Here is a 17,945-nt window from a genome sequence, read left to right as displayed (position 1 = left end):
GAGACACCTTAGCCATTGTCGATATTAAGCGAGCGTTTACCCTCATTCAGGTAGTTTTTCAGATAACTATCAATGACACGTGGGTTTTGCCCATCTTGAATAGCAAGTACACCATCCATAATTAAGCGGCGATTGAGCTTTTCTTGTTCACGACGCAGCGAAAGTTTGTCCGCAATCGGGAAGAACACCATGTTCGACAATACCGCGCCATACAAGGTCGTCAACAAAGCTACCGCCATCGCAGGACCGATAGATTTTGGGTCATCCATGTTGGAAAGCATCGCTACCAGACCAACAAGTGTACCGATCATCCCCATCGCGGGTGCAACATCTCCAAATGCACGGAATACGCCAGTGCCTTGCTCGTGACGCTCATCGGTCAGTGCAATATCTTTTTGCAATGCTGAGCGCACTACATCCGCGTCATGACCATCGACGAGTAAATCGATGCCTTTTTGCATAAAACTATTGGAGATTTCCATCTCCTCTAACGCAAGAAAGCCACCTTTACGTGCCGCATCAGCCATTTCTACGATTTTTGCAATTAGGTCTTCTGGCTCGTCGGCTTTGAACGCAAATGCTTTACCAGCAACCTTAGCTGCACCAAAAAATTGGGCAAAAGTGAACTTCATTAACACGATAAACGCAGAGCCACCGATTACGATCAAAATGGATGTCGTATCGACAAACATCATCAGGCTGCCGCCCAGTATCATTGCCATGATAACGAACGCGAAGCTGCCAATTAATCCAATTAGCGTTGCTAAATCCACACAGCACTCCTCATGCTAACTTATGACTCTATCTCTGGAATTATATCGGCAGGCTCTGTGAATCTTTAGTTTTTTATTGGTACCACACTCACAAACTATCTAATTGGGTTATCACGGTTGTTGCTTTCTCGGCTTTTTACCGATCTCACACCAAGGATGTGCCAAAGTAAAAAAGCAAGATAGATTGCCGCTATCACCTGCCCAAACTCGATTTTTATGACAAATTTCCTCGGTTAAATTTGACCATCATAAGCCGCTAAGGTAACTTTCGTGCATCTTTCCAAAACAAGTAAAATTATGGCGAGCAAGAAACCCGAAAATATGACCTTTGAGTCAACGATTGAAGAGTTAGATTCGATTGTTGAAGATCTTGAGAACGGTGACCTAGCATTAGATGAAGCACTGAAAAAGTTCGAACGTGGCATATCTTTAGCTCGTGCAGGCCAAACTAAGCTAAATGATGCAGAGCAACGCGTGAGTATTTTGTTGCAAAACGATGATGATGCGCCCCTGTCTCAATTTAACCAACAGCCTGAAGAATAATATTGTTAGAAGATCACTCTATGCACGAGGCACTAATCTCGTTTCAGCAACGAAACAACCAACAGTTAGAAAGATGGTTGAGCCATCTTCCACATCAAAATCAGGCGCTTGTCGATGCAATGCGTTACGGTCTGCTTTTGGGCGGAAAACGGGCTCGTCCATTTCTGGTCTACATCACAGGGCAAATGCTTGGCTGTGAAATAGAAGATTTAGACACACCGGCCTCAGCGGTCGAGTGTATTCACGCCTACTCTTTGATTCACGATGATCTGCCCGCGATGGATGATGACGAATTGCGTCGAGGCCAGCCAACTTGCCACATCAAGTTCGACGAAGCGACGGCCATTTTAACTGGTGATGCATTGCAAACGCTCGCCTTTACCATCCTTGCTGATGGTCGACTCAATCCAAATGCTGAAACTCTGCGTATAAAAATGGTTAGCACCTTGGCAGAAGCGTCAGGCGCAAGCGGCATGTGTCTCGGACAAACTTTAGATTTACAAGCTGAAAACCGTTCAGTCGGGCTTGCGGAGTTAGAAGAGATTCACCGCAACAAGACGGGTGCATTGATGAAATGTGCTGTTCGCCTAGGTGCGTTAGCGGCTGGCAAAAAAGGTTTAGCGGTCATGCCGTTACTCGACAAATATGCCGATGCGATTGGTTTGGCGTTCCAAGTCCAGGACGATATCCTCGACATCATCAGTGATACTGAAACCTTGGGTAAACCTCAAGGCTCTGACCAAGAGCTCAACAAGAGTACTTACCCTGCACTGCTCGGTTTACAGGGCGCTATCGAAAAAGCAAACAATCTGTTACACGAAGCGCTTCAAGCACTGGACGCAATACCATACAATACTGAGTTACTGGAAGAGTTCGCCCGATACGTCGTCGAGCGCAAGAACTAACACAATAAGCGCGCATTATTATGACTCTTGATATATCAAAGTACCCAACACTAGCTCTGGCGGATACACCGCTAGAACTGCGCAGCCTACCAAAAGAGGTTCTGCCAAAGCTATGTGACGAACTACGTACTTACTTACTAAATTCTGTTAGCCAGTCGAGTGGACACTTAGCGTCTGGCTTGGGCACGGTCGAACTGACCGTGGCGCTTCACTACGTCTATAACACCCCGTTTGATCAACTTATTTGGGACGTAGGTCATCAAGCTTACCCACACAAAATTCTGACGGGTCGCCGTGAGAAAATGCCAACCATTCGTCAAAAAGGTGGATTACACCCATTCCCATGGCGTGAAGAGAGTGAGTACGACACGCTCTCGGTTGGTCACTCATCAACGTCAATCAGTGCTGCGCTTGGTATGGCGATTAGTGCCCATAAAGAAAACCAAAATCGTAAAGTGGTGAGCGTGATTGGTGATGGTGCGATTACCGCGGGCATGGCGTTTGAAGCCATGAACCACGCTGGTGATATTCATCCCGATATGTTGGTGATCCTAAATGACAATGAAATGTCGATTTCAGAAAACGTGGGCGCGCTTAACAACCACTTAGCACAACTTCTGTCGGGCAACTTCTACACCTCTATCCGTGAAGGCGGTAAACGCGTTCTTTCTGGTGTGCCTCCAATCAAAGAGTTAGTTCGTCGTACAGAAGAACATCTGAAAGGCATGATGATTCCTGGCACACTGTTTGAAGAGTTGGGCTTTAACTACATTGGCCCTGTTGATGGGCATGATGTGATCGAATTGGTCAAAACACTGAAGAACATGCGTGAACTCAAAGGTCCACAGTTCTTACATATCATGACCAAGAAAGGAAAAGGCTACGAGCCTGCGGAGAAAGATCCGATTGGTTACCATGGTGTTCCTAAGTTTGACCCAAGCCACACTAGCCTGCCAAAAAGCAGCAGTAGTCAACCAACTTTCTCAAAGATTTTCGGTGATTTCCTCTGTGATATGGCCGCGCAAGATCCTAAGCTCATGGCGATTACACCAGCAATGCGCGAAGGTTCGGGCATGGTGCGCTTCTCGAAAGAGTACCCTGAGCAATACTTTGACGTTGCAATTGCTGAGCAGCATGCTGTGACACTTGCAACCGGCATGGCGATTGCGGGCAATCGTCCTATTGTCGCCATCTACTCAACATTCTTACAGCGTGGTTACGACCAACTGATCCATGATGTCGCGATCATGAACCTGCCGGTGATGTTTGCCATTGACCGAGCAGGCTTAGTCGGTGCCGATGGTCAAACTCACCAAGGTGCATTTGATATTAGCTTTATGCGCTGCATTCCAAACATGGTGATCATGACACCAAGTGATGAGAATGAGTGTCGTCAAATGCTCTACACCGGCCACCAACATTCTGGTCCAAGTGCTGTTCGCTACCCACGTGGTAATGGCATGGGAACACCGGTTGAACAAGCCTTTACCGAACTAGAAATCGGTAAAGGTCGCTTAGTGCGTCAAGGCGAAAAAGTCGCAATTCTTAACTTTGGCACCTTTATGCCGAGTGCACTTGAGGCAGCAGAAGCGCTCAATGCGACCGTTGCGGATATGCGCTTTGCTAAACCTCTTGATCATGCATTGATTAAACAGCTTGCAGAGGATCACGACGTACTGGTGACGATCGAAGAGAACGCGATTGCTGGTGGTGCAGGAGCGGGTGTGGTTGAGTTTATGATGCAAGAAAAGATCATTAAACCAGTACTAAACCTCGGTCTACCGGACCGCTTTATCGCTCAAGGTACGCAGCAAGAACTGCATGCGGAGTTGGGTCTCGACGCCAAAGGTATTGAACAATCAATCCGAGACTATGTGAGCAAGTAATTACGCTATTTTGCTAACGATAAAGCCCTCCACTTGGAGGGCTTTACTATTTTGGGTGGCTTAAATATGAGGCTCTTGCCACTCAAACTGCTCAAACAGGCTACGCCAAGTCGTATCAAACCCCGCCTTAATCACGAGTGTTTCACCACTGAACGGATGGACAAATTCGAGACTGCTGGCGTGCAACAGCAATCGGTGCGAGTTATAAACATCGCGGAACAATTTATTGTGTTTACCATCGCCATGCGTGGTGTCGCCTACCATAGGATGACGTAGGTGCGCCATATGACGACGCAGTTGATGTTTACGCCCAGTATGTGGGTTAAGCTCCATTAAGCAGTAGCGCGTGGTTGGAAAGCGCCCAGTGGAATGTGGCACTTCAACTTTCGCCAATGGACGATAATCGGTCACGGCATCTTGAGCTTCTTTTTCTTGGCTCGCAAACTTATCAGCAATTTTGTCCAGCTCAACCTTTAACGGATAGTCAAGAGTCCCCTCCTCTTCAATCCAGCCGCGCACAATAGCGTGATAGGTTTTCTTCATCTCATGATTGGCAAACATCGGCATTACTTGCGCGGCAATTTCGCTCGACAAGGCAAAAATCAGCACTCCGGAAGTCGGCCTATCTAATCGATGTAACGGAAAGACATGTTGACCAATTTGGTCACGTAGCGTCTGCATGACAAACTGAGTTTCATGTTTATCTAACCAACTGCGATGAACCAGCATACCTGCTGGCTTGTTCACCGCGACAAAATACTCATCCTGATAGACGATATCTAACACTTACACTGCCTCTTTATCGATTTGGCGAATTATCGCAATAACGGACAAATACTGTTTCTGCTGCTTCCAGCACTCTTCAAAATAGGGGGTGAGCTGAAAGCCTTTTGGCAGCGAATGACCGGCTTCAATCAGAGCGTGCATTTTCGGTAAGAAAACCCATTGCAGCCACTGCTGTGGTTCCAATGTATCAATTGCAAATGGCTCAACACTGGATAGCGCCTGCCTAGAAGGCGAAGTGTCCTGCCACAACTCAACCTCTCTTAGTTGTCGCTCTAGTTGTTTAAGTAAAATCGTGAGCGATGTATCCTGTTTCATTTATCTTTTGTCAATGACCTTGAAATTAGCTCATAGAGTACCATTTATAAGGGAAAGAAAGTTAGGAAATCTCTTTCATGGATAATATTCATACCCTCAGTGAACTACTGCGAAACAGCGATTGTAAGTTTAAAATTTTCGATTTAGGTCGCCGCATAAAAACCATAGGCAACTCAACCTTTGAACAGGTTGAGAAAGGTCAGCACCCCTACCCATTTCCATTGCAACGTAAAGCTCATATGGCAATTGCCTATTGGAATGAGACTAAACAGCCTTGGATCTGGTTCTTAAAGTTTGAGCTCGACGAGCGAGGCTTACTCAAACAAGCCGATATTGGTAACTTCATTAAGTTTGTCGTTGAAGCGATGGGCACTCGCCTTAGCCAAGAGATGAGTGAAGAACAACAGCAAAAACTCGCAAACAACCCATACACCTATAAGCCTTCCGAAGACAAAATGGCGGTGTTCCACAGCCAGATTCGTGCAGACTTAGAGCTTCCATGCAGTCAGTATTATGAACACGCTCAACACTACTTCAAAGGTGGACTTGGGTGGCAAAACTGGCAGACCGTTGGGTTACAGGGCATCACCGATATGGTCGCACGCTTAGGTAGCGAGCAAAATGGTGTCGAGTTACGCAAAGCGTTAGCAAACCTACCGAACGAGCCGTTATATGCTCTACTTGGCGCTCTGGAACACGTCGATTTGCCGGACAAACTTGCCCAGCGAATTGCCGAACTCGCTCAGAAGCAAATTGAAAGCCCTGAGCCTGATCTGTTCCTAATCTCTGCATTAACCCGCGCACTTTCCGGAGCAGAGCAAACCATCGCTCTACCGATTCTCAAACAAGTTTTAGCAAGCCCTCGCTTAAGCCATCAAGAAGTGTTAATTGGTATCGCTGGGCGAAGTTGGCATCTATTGGCTGATGCTGATATGGCCGAGCGCTTTTTACTGCGACTTGCACAAACCGGTAACCAAGTGCTCTTTAATCAGCTGTTTGCGGATTTAGTCATGCTACCCGAGCTGCGCTTAGTATTGCTTCCATTGCTGCACTCGTCTCCCTCTGACGAATTGGCTAACGCCTTGGCAAAGCTGCAACAAGCAGCTAAAGCCTAACGGAACCAGATAAGCGATTGATATGATTACGGATTTGTTTGCCATACTAGTTCTCTGCCTCGTGTGCATGTTGTTTTGGCAACAGCGTCGTCAATCTGAGCTAGCGAAAATAGCCATTCAGCGCAAGTGTGATCAATTAGACTTACAGCTCATCAGTACTGCTTTAAAAGCGCATAAAATAAGAACGCCAGACGGAGTCTGGCGTTGGCATACTGTCTATCAATTTGAATTTTCATCACTTGGTGACGATTGCTACCAAGGCGAACTTACTATGATAGGGTTTCAAATAGTGCACTTTCATTTACCTCCTCATCGGATGTAAATTGATATTCAAAAAAAGGTCCATAAGCGTCGCTATTGAGACCTTTTTTAACAAAACCTAGTTTCTCCAGCACACGAATTGAAGCAAAGTGATCAACATTGGCAGTTGCTTTAACTGTGTGTAATTTAAGATCTCTCAATGCTTTGGCATAAAATGCGCCTAGGGCTTCAGAAGCAATCCCTTTTCCCCAATACGCTTTATCCAAAATAAAAACCAGCTCAGGCGAAGTATGGATATCCGTAATCGCAACATGACCAATATATTCTCGTGTGAAGTTATCCAACACCGCACGCGCGTATACTGTATTGTCATTTAAAATACGTTCAAACACTTCTCTGGCTTTAGAAACTGTATAAGGACCATTCATATTAGCTCGGTTCTTAACACAGCAGTTGAGTACCACAAAGTCAGACAAAAGAGACTCGTTATAGGGTACCAATAATACGCGTCGAGTTGCGATAGTCACAGTTCATCCTTGCTTTCAGCAAACTTAGATTAAGCTCTTCACTTCTCAAATAATTAATAACTCGAACCTAAAAAAGGTTCGGTAAAATAAGCCATTGCCATAGCGAGCGTGTAGCAATACTGACGCCCGGCTAAATCAAATCAGGCGAGCTGATAAAACCGCGTTTAATTTTATAATGATTAAGATTGGAGGTAGTCAGACACTCAATCAGTGTCTTAGAGTGGAGTATCTTGTCACCAAAAGTGACCGTGATTCCATTCGTCTATCATCCTTTATGGCTATTTGCTTGCAAATAGCGCGTGCAGCATGTGAATAGAGAAAGCCTCAAGCTGCTATTTTATTGTTAGCCTTATTAGTAAGGCTTATTTTTGAACGCACAATTTAACCGAAAAACCAAATCAAACAATGATCTAGCCCGCATTTTGCGTGATGTGAAGCATGCACAATTAAAGCGCATATTTCTATTTTTCAATAAGTTATCTTAATTGACAATTAAGAACGTAAAGACATCATGGCTATAATCCTACATTTTGCATGGCAAATTTCCTACAAGATAGCGACCAATTTACCATTATCCTTATGTTCTTTTTACCGCTAAAATTAGAGTTAAATACCAATTTATTGCGCAAATAGCACAAGGAATGATGATGCTTACTAAAGATGTTAGCCGCGAACTAGAACAAGTGATTGATCAGTTAGTCCGAGAAGGAAAAGAGCCCAGTGTCGCGTTGGTTAAAGCACGTCTCAAAACGTCAGTGCCTATGCCTGCACTGATCACGACCATAAAAAGCTGGAAGAATTCGCAACGCGTACCGAAAGTCGAAGTGGCAACAAAAGAGAACGCAGAGTCAGATCGTATCGCCCAACTTGAAGCGCTGGTACGAGATTTACAACTTCGTCTTGCCGCTGTGGAAGAAAAGCTCCGCTAGTTTTGAGAGATTGTTTGGCTTAGATAAGCAAAGATAACCTTTATCGCCCTCATCTCTCGCTAGATGGTTTAAAGAATCCCATGAACAAGCAATGAAAAAACAAAGGCCCAGCCGAAGCTGAGCCTTTTTTGTTTTTTTGGGGGAGGCTAATTTACCAACCCGTCACTTCACGAAGTGCTTTACCAATATCAGCCAGTGACTTAACTGTCTTAACACCCGCTTCTTCTAGCGCTGCGAATTTATCTTCAGCAGTGCCTTTACCACCAGAGATGATCGCACCAGCATGTCCCATACGCTTACCCGGAGGCGCTGTCACACCAGCGATGTAAGAAACCACAGGCTTAGTCACATTCTCTTTGATAAATGCAGCCGCTTCTTCTTCCGCAGTACCGCCGATTTCACCGATCATTACAATCGCTTCTGTCTCTGGGTCTTCTTGGAATAGCTTCAAGATATCAATAAAGTTTGAACCTGGAATTGGGTCACCACCGATACCAACACAAGTAGACTGACCAAAACCTTCGTCAGTGGTCTGTTTAACCGCTTCGTAAGTCAATGTGCCAGAGCGCGATACGATACCCACTTTACCTTTCTTATGAATGTGACCAGGCATGATACCAATCTTACACTCATCTGGTGTGATGACACCTGGACAGTTCGGACCGATCATCACAACGCCAGCTTCGTCTAATCGTACTTTTACATCCAGAAGATCCAGCGTTGGAATACCTTCTGTAATGGTGACAATTAACTTCACGCCAGCATCAATCGCTTCAAGAATCGCATCTTTACAGAAAGGAGCTGGAACATAGATAACTGATGCCGTTGCGCCAGTTACTTCCACAGCTTCACGTACTGTGTTAAAGACCGGTAAACCTAGGTGCGTTTGACCACCTTTACCAGGGGAAACGCCACCCACCATTTGTGTGCCGTAAGCGATCGCTTGCTCAGAGTGGAAAGTACCTTGACCACCCGTAAAACCCTGACAGATAACTTTCGTATCTTTGTTAATTAGTACTGACATTATTTGCCCTCCGCTGCCGCAACTACTTTTTCTGCTGCTTCAGTTAGAGAGTTTGCAGCGATGATATTTAGACCACTTTCAGCCAGTTTTTGCGAACCTAGCGGTGCATTGTTACCTTCTAGACGCACGACGACTGGTACTTCTACGCCAACTTCTTCTACGGCGCCAATGATGCCCTCTGCAATCAGGTCGCAGCGAACGATACCGCCGAAGATGTTAACCAGTACGGCTTTCACATTGCTGTCAGATAGGATGATCTTGAATGCTTCGGTAACACGCTCTTTTGTTGCGCCACCGCCAACATCAAGGAAGTTTGCTGGTTGACCACCATGTAGGTTAACGATATCCATCGTGCCCATAGCCAAGCCTGCGCCGTTAACCATACAACCGATGTTGCCATCCAGAGCAACATAGTTGAGCTCCCATTGCGCTGCATGAGCTTCGCGCTCATCTTCTTGTGAAGGATCGTGCATTTCACGCAGCTTTGGTTGACGGTAAAGCGCGTTAGAGTCGATATTAATTTTGCCATCCAGGCACAATAGGTCACCAGCACCAGTAATCACCAGAGGGTTAATCTCAAGTAGTGCAAGGTCATATTGAGCAAACATCTCGCCAAGACCGATAAAGATCTTCACGAACTGTTTAATTTGGTCCCCCTTAAGACCAAGTTTAAAAGCCAGTTCACGGCCTTGGTAGGCTTGAGGACCAACAAGCGGATCAATGGCAGCTTTGTGAATGAGTTCTGGCGTTTCTTCCGCCACTTTCTCAATCTCCACGCCACCTTCTGTTGATGCCATGAATACAATGCGCTGTGATGAACGATCAACGACAGCGCCCAAATAAAGTTCGTTCGCAATATCAGAAGCTTCTTCAACCAGAATCTTAGACACTGGTTGTCCGTTAGCATCTGTTTGGTAAGTCACTAGGTTTTTACCTAGCCACTTTTGAGCAAATTCTTTTACACCGTCTTTAGTATCATGAAGTTCAACACCGCCCGCTTTACCGCGGCCACCAGCGTGGACTTGACACTTAACGACTTTTTTCTCTGTGCTAATACGACCTGCTGCTTCGAACGCTTCTTGTGGGGTATCACAAGCGTAGCCTTCCGGTACAGGCAAACCGAATTCTGCAAACAGCTGTTTGGCTTGGTATTCATGCAAATTCATTTTGATATTCCGTTTGTTATTCCCTTAAGGGATTTATAATTTCCATAACGTCGCAGTTGAACTCTGCGTAATACACGTCTGTGGGGTCTTCTCAAATCAATCGCAATACGATTCAAATGAAGGCCAGACAGTTGAGCCAGTCTAGCCCCGTGAACTAAAGGCGTCGAGTTATCCAAGGCAACTCGACGTTTTAGCGATATTAAACGTCTAATAGCAGACGTGCTGGGTCTTCCAGTAGTTCCTTAACGGTTACTAAGAAACCAACTGACTCACGACCATCGATTAAACGGTGGTCATAAGATAGAGCCAGATACATCATAGGTAAGATTTCTACCTTGCCATCAACAGCCATTGGGCGATCTTGTATTTTATGCATACCCAAAATAGCCGATTGAGGCGGGTTAATGATTGGCGTTGACATCAGTGAACCAAACACACCACCATTGGTGATGGTAAAGTTACCGCCCATCAACTCATCAACCGTTAATTTGCCATCACGACCTTTAATCGCTAGGTCCTTGATGCCTTTTTCAATATCGGCAAAGCCTAGTGTGTCGCAGTCTTTTAGAACTGGCGTCACAAGACCACGCGGCGTAGATACCGCCATGCTGATATCAAAGTAGTTGTGATATACAATGTCATCACCGTCGATCGACGCATTCACTTCTGGGTAGCGTTTTAGCGCTTCCGTTACCGCTTTAACGTAGAAAGACATAAAGCCAAGACGAATACCGTGACGCTCTTCGAACTGGTCTTTGTACTGTTTACGAAGATCCATAATTGGCTTCATGTTGACTTCGTTAAACGTGGTCAGCATGGCCGTACTGTTCTTCGCTTCCAATAGACGGTTGGCAACAGTTTTACGCAGACGAGTCATTGGCACACGTTTCTGACTGCGAGCTGCCGCAGGTGCTTGTGCCACAGGTTCTTCTGCTTTCGGTGCCGATTTGGCGTTCGCAAGATGCGCTTCAATATCTTCACGAGTAATGCGTCCACCGACTCCAGACCCCTTAACTTGTGAAGGTTCTAGGCCATGCTCCGCCAACAGACGACGGACCGCTGGGCTTAGTGCATCATTACTCTCTTCGACCAACGCCGCTTTATGGCGCTTATCTGGTGAAGCCTCGGTTTCTTCCGTAGTATCTGTGGTTGGCTCACCCGCCACAGCGCCCGGCTTAAGCTTGGCAATAAGCTGTTTAGAAAGCACGGTAGCGCCTTCTTGTTCAATAATGGCTTCTAAAACGCCCGCTTCAGGAGCTGGCACTTCAAGTACAACCTTATCGGTTTCGATATCTACTAGAACTTCATCACGCTCAACCGTATCACCCGGTTGTTTGTGCCAAGTAGCGACGGTTGCATCTGCAACTGATTCAGGTAAATCTGGAACCAGAATTTCAATTGTCATTTCTATCTTCCTTATGCTTCTAGTTCTTTATCTGAGGTTTTGGAATCTGATGTATTAGAACCAGTGGTCAAAGCGTCTTCAACCAACGCCTTTTGTTGTTTCAAGTGCACCGACATATAACCAACCGCTGGTGAAGCAGATGCGGGACGCCCTGCATATTTCAAATCAGCACCAGCAGGAATCGCGGCACGGAAGTTATGTTGGCTACAATACCAAGCACCTTGGTTTTGCGGCTCTTCCTGACACCAAACGAAATCTTCAACATTGGTGTATTCAGCAATCGCTTGTTTTACTTCTTCCAATGGGAATGGGTAAAGTTGCTCAATACGAACGATGGCAACATCTTCTTGCTCATTCTTGCGGCGCTGCTCAAGCAGGTCGAAATAAACCTTACCGGAACAGAATACGACGCGTTTCACCTTGCTGGCATCCAATGAGTCAATCTCAGGAATCGCAGGGAGGAATGTGCCATCAGATAACTCTTCAAGCGTTGAAATACATAATGGGTGACGAAGCAGTGATTTCGGTGACATCACAATCAACGGACGACGCATTGGACGCACCACTTGACGACGAATCATGTGGTAAACCTGCGCAGGTGTTGATGGCACGACAACTTGCATATTCTGCTCAGCACAAAGCTGCAGGTAACGCTCTAAGCGCGCCGATGAGTGCTCTGGCCCCTGACCTTCATAGCCATGCGGCAGTAACATTGTCAAACCACACAAACGAGCCCATTTCTGCTCACCAGACGAGATAAACTGGTCAATCACTACCTGAGCACCGTTGGCAAAATCACCAAACTGCGCTTCCCAAATAGTCAAGCCACTTGGCTCTGCGGTTGCGTAGCCGTATTCAAATGCAAGTACCGCTTCTTCCGACAATACCGAGTCAATTACTTGGAAAGGACCTTGTTTGTCATGCAGATTCGCGAGCGGAACATAAGTACTGGCATCAGATTGGTTGTGCAGCACAGAATGACGGTGGAAGAATGTACCTCGACCAGAATCCTGACCAGAGAGACGAATACGCTTACCATCGTCGACCAATGTCGCGTAGGCGAGTGTCTCAGCCATGCCCCAGTCGATCGCTTTTTCTCCGCTCATCATGGACAGACGATCGTTGTAAAGCTTGTTAACTCGACTTTGCAACTTGTGACTATCAGGGTACTGACACAGTCGATTACCCAGTTCAATTAGGCGCTCTTTGTCATACTGACTGTTCCAAGGCGTATCCCAATCGTGACCAAGGTATGGAGACCAATCTACCGAGTGCAGAGCCATTGGACGCCACTCTTTCACCACCACTTCACCACGGTCTAACGCATCGCGATACTCATTGATAAGCGCGGTAGCCGTCTCAATGTCATTGTCACCGCGCTCGATAAGTACATCCGCGTACAATTTACGTGGTGTTGGGTGTTTCTTGATCTTCTGATACATCAGCGGTTGAGTCGCATTAGGCTCGTCCGCTTCGTTGTGACCATGGCGACGGTAACAAACTAAATCAATCACCACGTCACGCTTAAACTCATTGCGATAATCAAGCGCAATGCGTGTCACGAAAGCTACCGCTTCAGGATCATCTGCATTCACATGGAAGATCGGAGCCTGCACCATCTTGGCGATATCGGTACAGTACATCGTCGAACGTGTATCACGAGGGTTTGAGGTGGTAAAACCGACTTGGTTGTTCACCACAATACGCACCGTACCGCCGACACGGTAACCGCGCGACTGCGACATATTGAATGTCTCAGCAACCACACCCTGACCTGCAACGGCTGAATCACCATGAATCGTAATAGGTAATACTGTGCTGCCATCTTTATCGCCCAAGCGATCCTGACGTGCGCGTACTGAACCAATCACAACGGGGTTTACGATCTCAAGATGTGACGGGTTAAATGCCAATGCTAAGTGAACATCGCCACCTGGAGTCGCGAAGTCAGCAGAGAAGCCTTGGTGGTACTTAACATCGCCCGTCCCCCAAGAATCACCATGTTTACCAGCAAACTCATCAAACAGATCTTGTGGCTTCTTACCTAACACGTTAACTAACATGTTTAAGCGGCCACGGTGAGCCATACCAATCACTACCTCGCGCATACCGCTACTACCAGCATGACGAATCAGTTCTTTGGTCATTGGAATTAGAGCATCGCCCCCTTCCAGCGAGAAACGTTTTGCACCGGGAAATTTTGCACCCAAATAGCGCTCAAGACCTTCCGCAGCCGTTAACTCTTCTAAAAAGTTGCGTTTATCTTCCGCGGTAAAGCTAGGTTGCCCGACCACAGACTCTAAACGTTGTTGAATCCAACGCTTTTGCTCCGTGTCGGTCATGTGCATATACTCAGCACCAACCGATCCACAGTAGATTTTCTTTAACGAAGAATAGATATCTTTAAGCATCATGGTCTCTTGACCAATAGCAAAAGAACCCACGTTGAATGTTTCTTCTAAGTCGTCTTCAGAAAGATTGTGGAAGGAAGGGTCTAGCTCTGCCACCGGAGGGCGATTCCATAGACCGAGGGGATCGAGATCAGCTGCTTCGTGACCGCGGAAGCGGTACGCATTAATCAACTGTAGAACTTTTACTTGTTTAGCATCGACATCGGGGTCACTAACTTGGACATTGTAATGCTTTGTTTCTTGAGCGAGTCGACGGAAGTAATCACGGACACGTGAGTGCGGTTGTTCCACCACATCTGCAGATGGCTTAGGTAAACCATCAAATACACGAATCCACTCCTCACTTACCAGATCGGGATCACTGAGATACAGTTCGTAGAGATCTTCTACGTACGTCGCATTTGCGCCTGCCAAGTGTGAAGACTCGAGCCATGCCTTCATCACACCGTTGTGCATATTTTCCCTTAACCAGTAGTTTTCACGTTTGCAGCGGTCTATGCCGCGCTTCTGTTGAATAAGCCGCCACCACTGGTGTGAGTGGCGGCAATTTTATAACTTAATTAAACCGAACGATTGACCAGCATCGACTTGATGTGACCTATCGCTTTTGTTGGGTTTAACCCCTTAGGACAAACACTTACACAATTCATGATGCCATGGCAACGAAAAACACTAAATGCGTCGTCGAGATCGGACAATCGTTCATCAGTTGCCGTATCTCGGCTGTCGATTAGCCAACGATAAGCCGCTAACAGGCCAGCTGGCCCAATAAACTTATCCGGATTCCACCAGAACGACGGGCACGATGTTGTACAACAGGCGCACATAATACATTCGTACAAACCATCAAGATGGGCGCGTTCATCTGGCATTTGCAGATTCTCACGCGATGGTGGCATTGCACCATCAGAGATCAAGAATGGTTTCACTTTCGCGTAGTTGTCATAGAACTGGGTCATATCAACGATAAGATCACGCACCACAGGCAAACCCGGTAGCGGACGAATCACCACTTTATCGCCTTGTAGAGCAGACAGTGGCGTAATGCACGCTAGACCATTTTTACCATTCATGTTCAAACCATCGGAACCACAAACCCCTTCTCGGCAAGAACGACGGAACGCAATGCTAGGGTCTTGCTCTTTCAATAGAATCAGCGCATCCAACACCATCATGTCAGAGCCTTCTTCTACCTCAAGCGTGTAGTCTTTCATGTAAGGCTTGTTGTCGATATCAGGGTTGTATCGGTACAAAGAGAAGTTTACTTTCATTTTTCTATCCTCCCTTAGTACGTACGAACTTTCGGTGGGAACGCATCACGATGCACAGGCGTCATATTGACATCACGCTTCGACATCTGCTCCGTTTCCGGGTTATAAATTGAATGGCATAGCCAAGTCTCATCATCACGCTCTGGGAAATCGAAACGAGCATGTGCACCACGACTCTCTGTTCGGTAGTTTGCTGCCACAGCCGTCGAAAACGCAGTTTCCATCAGGTTATCTAGCTCAAGACACTCGATACGTTGAGTGTTGAACTCTTTTGACTTGTCTGAAAGGTGCGCTTCTTTCAAGCGTTCACGAATGACTTTTAGTTCCTCAAGCCCTGTTGCCATCGCATCCCCTTCACGGAATACCGAGAAGCTGTTTTGCATGCACTGTTGAAGGTCTTTGCGGATTTGGAATGGGTCTTCACCGCTGGCACTGTTTTCCCAACGCATTGTGCGAGCAAGAGACGCCTCAATATCAGACTCTGAAGCCGGACGAGCTTCAGCTTGTGCCGCCAATGTTTCACCAAGATGTAATCCAGTTGCGCGACCAAATACCACAAGGTCAAGCAGTGAGTTGCCCCCTAAACGGTTGGCGCCATGCACTGATACAGAAGCAATTTCACCACAAGCAAACAAGCCTTGTACTTCTAGATCGCTGCCGTCCGCTGTTTGCTTAATTGCTTGCCCAGACACTTGGGTTGGTACACCACCCATCATATAGTGACAGGTTGGAATAACTGGGATAGGTTCTTTCACCGGATCGACATGGGCAAAGGTTCTTGAAAGCTCACAAATACCTGGGAGACGTGACTCAAGTACATCTTTACCAAGGTGATCCAACTTGAGTTTAATGTGCGGGCCCCAAGGTCCATCGCAACCGCGACCTTCACGAATCTCAATCATCATTGAGCGAGCAACAACGTCACGACCCGCCAAGTCTTTCGCGTTTGGTGCGTAACGCTCCATAAAGCGCTCGCCATCTTTGTTAAGTAGGTAACCACCTTCACCACGACAGCCTTCTGTTACCAGTACGCCTGCACCAGCAATGCCTGTTGGGTGGAACTGCCACATTTCCATATCTTGCATTGGCACGCCAGCTCGTAGTGCCATACCAACGCCGTCACCGGTATTTATATGCGCATTAGTCGTTGAAGCGTAAATACGCCCTGCACCACCAGTGGCAAGAATGGTTGCTTTAGATTTGAAGTAAACGATCTCACCCGTTTCCATGCAGATCGCGGTACAACCCACTACGGCACCATCTTGGTTTTTAACCAAATCTAACGCATACCACTCAGAAAAAATCATGGTTTTATGTTTAACGTTTTGTTGGTAGAGCGTATGCAATAACGCGTGACCTGTACGGTCAGCCGCTGCCGCCGTACGCGCCGCTTGCTCCCCACCAAACTCTTTGGATTGACCGCCGAAAGGACGTTGATAAATTGTGCCATCGTCAAAACGAGAGAAAGGTAATCCCATTTTCTCTAGCTCAATCACTGACTCTGGACCATTTTTACACATGTATTCAATCGCGTTTTGGTCGCCGATGTAGTCGGAACCTTTCACCGTATCGTACATGTGCCATTGCCAATCATCTTTGTGTGAATTGCCTAACGCGACCGTAATACCACCTTGAGCAGACACAGTATGAGAACGCGTCGGAAATACTTTTGATAGCAGAGCACAAGTTAAACCTTGCTCTGAAATTTGCAGTGCAGCACGCATACCTGCACCACCTGCGCCGATTACTACGGCATCGAATTCACGAACTGGAATAGTCACTTACGCACCCCACAGAATAAACAGACCAGAGAAGAAGTAGCCGAACAACAATGCGACGACACCGACTTGCAGACCACCGCGCAACTTAGTGCACTTGATATAGTCTGTGAGAACCTGCCACAAACCAATCCAAGCGTGGATCAGCACACTGGTTAGTGCGACCATGGTGAATGCTTTGGTAAAGTTTCCAGCGAAAAACTGGCTCCAAGATGCGTAAGAAATATCTGAAAAAGCAATAAAGCTCACCAGATAGATCGTGTAGAGAGTCATAATGATTGCAGTTGCACGAATCAGGAGGAAATCGTGCACACCATTACGACCGAATGATGATACGTGGTTTACCATACCAATACCCCCGCTAATAGAGACAGCACAGCTGTGACACCAAATGAAACTTTCGCGCTCATTGCGCCAGTGTCGAGCTCTTCAAAGTAGCCTAGGTCCATCAATAAATGACGGACACCACCCACAATGTGGTAGGCCAAAGCGGTTAGGATTCCCCATAGGATAAACGTGAAAAACCAGCCGTCGACAATATCGACTGCTTTCATGTATCCAACAGGAGATGATAGAGATAAAGACAGCAACCATAACAGGATACCGACTGCTACAAACGTGATCACACCAGAAACTCGGTGAAGAATAGATGCGATAGCAGTGATCGGAAAGCGTATGGTTTGCAAGTCTAGGTTTACAGGTCTTGACTTTCTTTCTTTCACGGGCTTGCTCACTCAGCTCACTAGAGCATTTATAGTTATTGACGAAACTTGGCAGCTGAACCCTTTAAAATGATAACATTTAACTAACAAACAACCCCAATAGCGCCGAAGTTAATTGTAAATAAATT

Annotated in this window: 18 protein-coding genes; 6 read left to right on the top strand and 12 right to left on the bottom strand. The window is 46.5% G+C overall.

Translation table 11 applies throughout. The features are described from left to right. Nucleotides 1-8: 8 nt before the first annotated feature. A complete protein-coding gene (gene pomA / locus GZK95_RS03875; RefSeq protein WP_075706720.1) occupies nucleotides 9-773 on the bottom strand; it encodes a flagellar motor protein PomA in 765 nt (254 codons plus the stop codon). A gap of 297 nt (nucleotides 774-1,070) precedes the next feature. Between pomA and xseB the strand changes: the two genes are divergently transcribed. The 3 genes from xseB to dxs are packed head-to-tail and all read left to right on the top strand — an operon-like array spanning nucleotide 1,071 to nucleotide 4,107. Then, entirely contained in the window at nucleotides 1,071-1,316 is a 246-nt protein-coding gene (gene xseB / locus GZK95_RS03870) for an exodeoxyribonuclease VII small subunit (RefSeq protein ID WP_075706719.1), read from the top strand. A gap of 20 nt (nucleotides 1,317-1,336) precedes the next feature. Then, nucleotides 1,337-2,221: a (2E,6E)-farnesyl diphosphate synthase gene (ispA, locus tag GZK95_RS03865; protein ID WP_075714427.1), complete on the top strand. Its 885-nt coding sequence runs from the start codon at nucleotides 1,337-1,339 to the stop codon at nucleotides 2,219-2,221. A 20-nt stretch (nucleotides 2,222-2,241) separates the two neighbouring features. Then, the gene (gene dxs, locus GZK95_RS03860) at nucleotides 2,242-4,107 is read left to right on the top strand and encodes a 1-deoxy-D-xylulose-5-phosphate synthase (RefSeq protein ID WP_075714375.1); all 1,866 of its coding nucleotides are present in this window, start codon (nucleotides 2,242-2,244) and stop codon (nucleotides 4,105-4,107) included. Between the two features lie 60 nt (nucleotides 4,108-4,167). Here the strand turns inward: dxs and truC are convergent, their stop codons facing one another. Further along, entirely contained in the window at nucleotides 4,168-4,893 is a 726-nt protein-coding gene (truC, locus tag GZK95_RS03855; protein WP_075706717.1) for a tRNA pseudouridine(65) synthase TruC, read from the bottom strand. Continuing rightward, the gene (locus GZK95_RS03850) at nucleotides 4,894-5,208 is read right to left on the bottom strand and encodes a YqcC family protein (protein WP_075706716.1); all 315 of its coding nucleotides are present in this window, start codon (nucleotides 5,206-5,208) and stop codon (nucleotides 4,894-4,896) included. A 77-nt stretch (nucleotides 5,209-5,285) separates the two neighbouring features. Between GZK95_RS03850 and GZK95_RS03845 the strand changes: the two genes are divergently transcribed. Both GZK95_RS03845 and GZK95_RS03840 read left to right on the top strand, forming a co-directional pair. Beyond that, complete coding sequence (locus tag GZK95_RS03845) at nucleotides 5,286-6,323, top strand: DUF3549 family protein (protein ID WP_075714377.1); 1,038 nt, start codon at nucleotides 5,286-5,288, stop codon at nucleotides 6,321-6,323. A 22-nt stretch (nucleotides 6,324-6,345) separates the two neighbouring features. Further along, nucleotides 6,346-6,645, top strand: coding sequence for a DUF3301 domain-containing protein (locus GZK95_RS03840; protein WP_075706714.1), 300 nt, complete (start codon nucleotides 6,346-6,348; stop codon nucleotides 6,643-6,645). Here the strand turns inward: GZK95_RS03840 and GZK95_RS03835 are convergent. Then, complete coding sequence (locus GZK95_RS03835; protein ID WP_075714379.1) at nucleotides 6,593-7,111, bottom strand: GNAT family N-acetyltransferase; 519 nt, start codon at nucleotides 7,109-7,111, stop codon at nucleotides 6,593-6,595. The two genes, GZK95_RS03840 and GZK95_RS03835, sit on opposite strands and share 53 nt — an antisense overlap. A gap of 647 nt (nucleotides 7,112-7,758) precedes the next feature. Between GZK95_RS03835 and GZK95_RS03830 the strand changes: the two genes are divergently transcribed. After that, nucleotides 7,759-8,040: a hypothetical protein gene (locus tag GZK95_RS03830; protein ID WP_075714381.1), complete on the top strand. Its 282-nt coding sequence runs from the start codon at nucleotides 7,759-7,761 to the stop codon at nucleotides 8,038-8,040. Nucleotides 8,041-8,191: 151 nt separating this feature from the next. Here GZK95_RS03830 and sucD read toward each other — a convergent pair whose 3' ends face one another. From sucD to sdhC, 8 genes are all read right to left on the bottom strand, one after another. After that, on the bottom strand, nucleotides 8,192-9,064 hold the full coding sequence (gene sucD, locus GZK95_RS03825) for a succinate--CoA ligase subunit alpha (RefSeq protein WP_075706711.1): 873 nt from the start codon (nucleotides 9,062-9,064) through the stop codon (nucleotides 8,192-8,194). After that, nucleotides 9,064-10,230, bottom strand: a complete 1,167-nt coding sequence (gene sucC / locus GZK95_RS03820; protein ID WP_075706710.1) for an ADP-forming succinate--CoA ligase subunit beta — start codon at nucleotides 10,228-10,230, stop codon at nucleotides 9,064-9,066. The genes sucD and sucC overlap by 1 nt, the downstream gene beginning before the upstream one ends. A gap of 199 nt (nucleotides 10,231-10,429) precedes the next feature. Next, nucleotides 10,430-11,635, bottom strand: coding sequence for a 2-oxoglutarate dehydrogenase complex dihydrolipoyllysine-residue succinyltransferase (gene odhB / locus GZK95_RS03815; RefSeq protein WP_075706709.1), 1,206 nt, complete (start codon nucleotides 11,633-11,635; stop codon nucleotides 10,430-10,432). An 11-nt stretch (nucleotides 11,636-11,646) separates the two neighbouring features. Continuing rightward, the gene (gene sucA / locus GZK95_RS03810; RefSeq protein WP_075706708.1) at nucleotides 11,647-14,502 is read right to left on the bottom strand and encodes a 2-oxoglutarate dehydrogenase E1 component; all 2,856 of its coding nucleotides are present in this window, start codon (nucleotides 14,500-14,502) and stop codon (nucleotides 11,647-11,649) included. A gap of 104 nt (nucleotides 14,503-14,606) precedes the next feature. Continuing rightward, nucleotides 14,607-15,317 (bottom strand): succinate dehydrogenase iron-sulfur subunit, encoded by a 711-nt coding sequence (locus tag GZK95_RS03805; protein WP_075706707.1) that lies wholly within the window; start codon nucleotides 15,315-15,317, stop codon nucleotides 14,607-14,609. Nucleotides 15,318-15,331: 14 nt separating this feature from the next. Continuing rightward, nucleotides 15,332-17,098 carry a succinate dehydrogenase flavoprotein subunit gene (gene sdhA / locus GZK95_RS03800; RefSeq protein WP_075714383.1) on the bottom strand — a complete coding sequence of 589 codons (1,767 nt, stop codon included), beginning with the start codon at nucleotides 17,096-17,098 and terminating at the stop codon, nucleotides 15,332-15,334. Beyond that, complete coding sequence (gene sdhD, locus GZK95_RS03795; protein ID WP_075706705.1) at nucleotides 17,099-17,443, bottom strand: succinate dehydrogenase, hydrophobic membrane anchor protein; 345 nt, start codon at nucleotides 17,441-17,443, stop codon at nucleotides 17,099-17,101. Beyond that, the gene (gene sdhC, locus GZK95_RS03790; protein WP_075650506.1) at nucleotides 17,437-17,829 is read right to left on the bottom strand and encodes a succinate dehydrogenase cytochrome b556 subunit; all 393 of its coding nucleotides are present in this window, start codon (nucleotides 17,827-17,829) and stop codon (nucleotides 17,437-17,439) included. Before sdhC ends, sdhD begins: the two co-directional genes overlap by 7 nt. Nucleotides 17,830-17,945: the final 116 nt, after the last annotated feature.

It is taken from the genome of Vibrio panuliri, assembly GCF_009938205.1.
GTDB lineage: Bacteria > Pseudomonadota > Gammaproteobacteria > Enterobacterales > Vibrionaceae > Vibrio > Vibrio panuliri.
Note: the sequence above shows the minus strand (reverse complement) of the source record. Positions and strands in the feature narration are given on the sequence as shown.

Bases quoted from the DNA above. Each gene is read 5' to 3' on its own strand.
- xseB (WP_075706719.1), top strand. From the start codon at position 1,071: ATGGCGAGCAAGAAACCCGAAAATATGACCTTTGAGTCAACGATTGAA.
- ispA (WP_075714427.1), top strand. From the start codon at position 1,337: ATGCACGAGGCACTAATCTCGTTTCAGCAACGAAACAACCAACAGTTA.
- dxs (WP_075714375.1), top strand. From the start codon at position 2,242: ATGACTCTTGATATATCAAAGTACCCAACACTAGCTCTGGCGGATACA.
- GZK95_RS03850 (WP_075706716.1), bottom strand. From the start codon at position 5,208: ATGAAACAGGATACATCGCTCACGATTTTACTTAAACAACTAGAGCGA.
- GZK95_RS03845 (WP_075714377.1), top strand. From the start codon at position 5,286: ATGGATAATATTCATACCCTCAGTGAACTACTGCGAAACAGCGATTGT.
- GZK95_RS03840 (WP_075706714.1), top strand. From the start codon at position 6,346: ATGATTACGGATTTGTTTGCCATACTAGTTCTCTGCCTCGTGTGCATG.
- GZK95_RS03830 (WP_075714381.1), top strand. From the start codon at position 7,759: ATGCTTACTAAAGATGTTAGCCGCGAACTAGAACAAGTGATTGATCAG.
- sucD (WP_075706711.1), bottom strand. From the start codon at position 9,064: ATGTCAGTACTAATTAACAAAGATACGAAAGTTATCTGTCAGGGTTTT.
- sucC (WP_075706710.1), bottom strand. From the start codon at position 10,230: ATGAATTTGCATGAATACCAAGCCAAACAGCTGTTTGCAGAATTCGGT.
- odhB (WP_075706709.1), bottom strand. From the start codon at position 11,635: ATGACAATTGAAATTCTGGTTCCAGATTTACCTGAATCAGTTGCAGAT.
- sucA (WP_075706708.1), bottom strand. From the start codon at position 14,502: ATGCACAACGGTGTGATGAAGGCATGGCTCGAGTCTTCACACTTGGCA.
- GZK95_RS03805 (WP_075706707.1), bottom strand. From the start codon at position 15,317: ATGAAAGTAAACTTCTCTTTGTACCGATACAACCCTGATATCGACAAC.
- sdhD (WP_075706705.1), bottom strand. From the start codon at position 17,443: ATGGTAAACCACGTATCATCATTCGGTCGTAATGGTGTGCACGATTTC.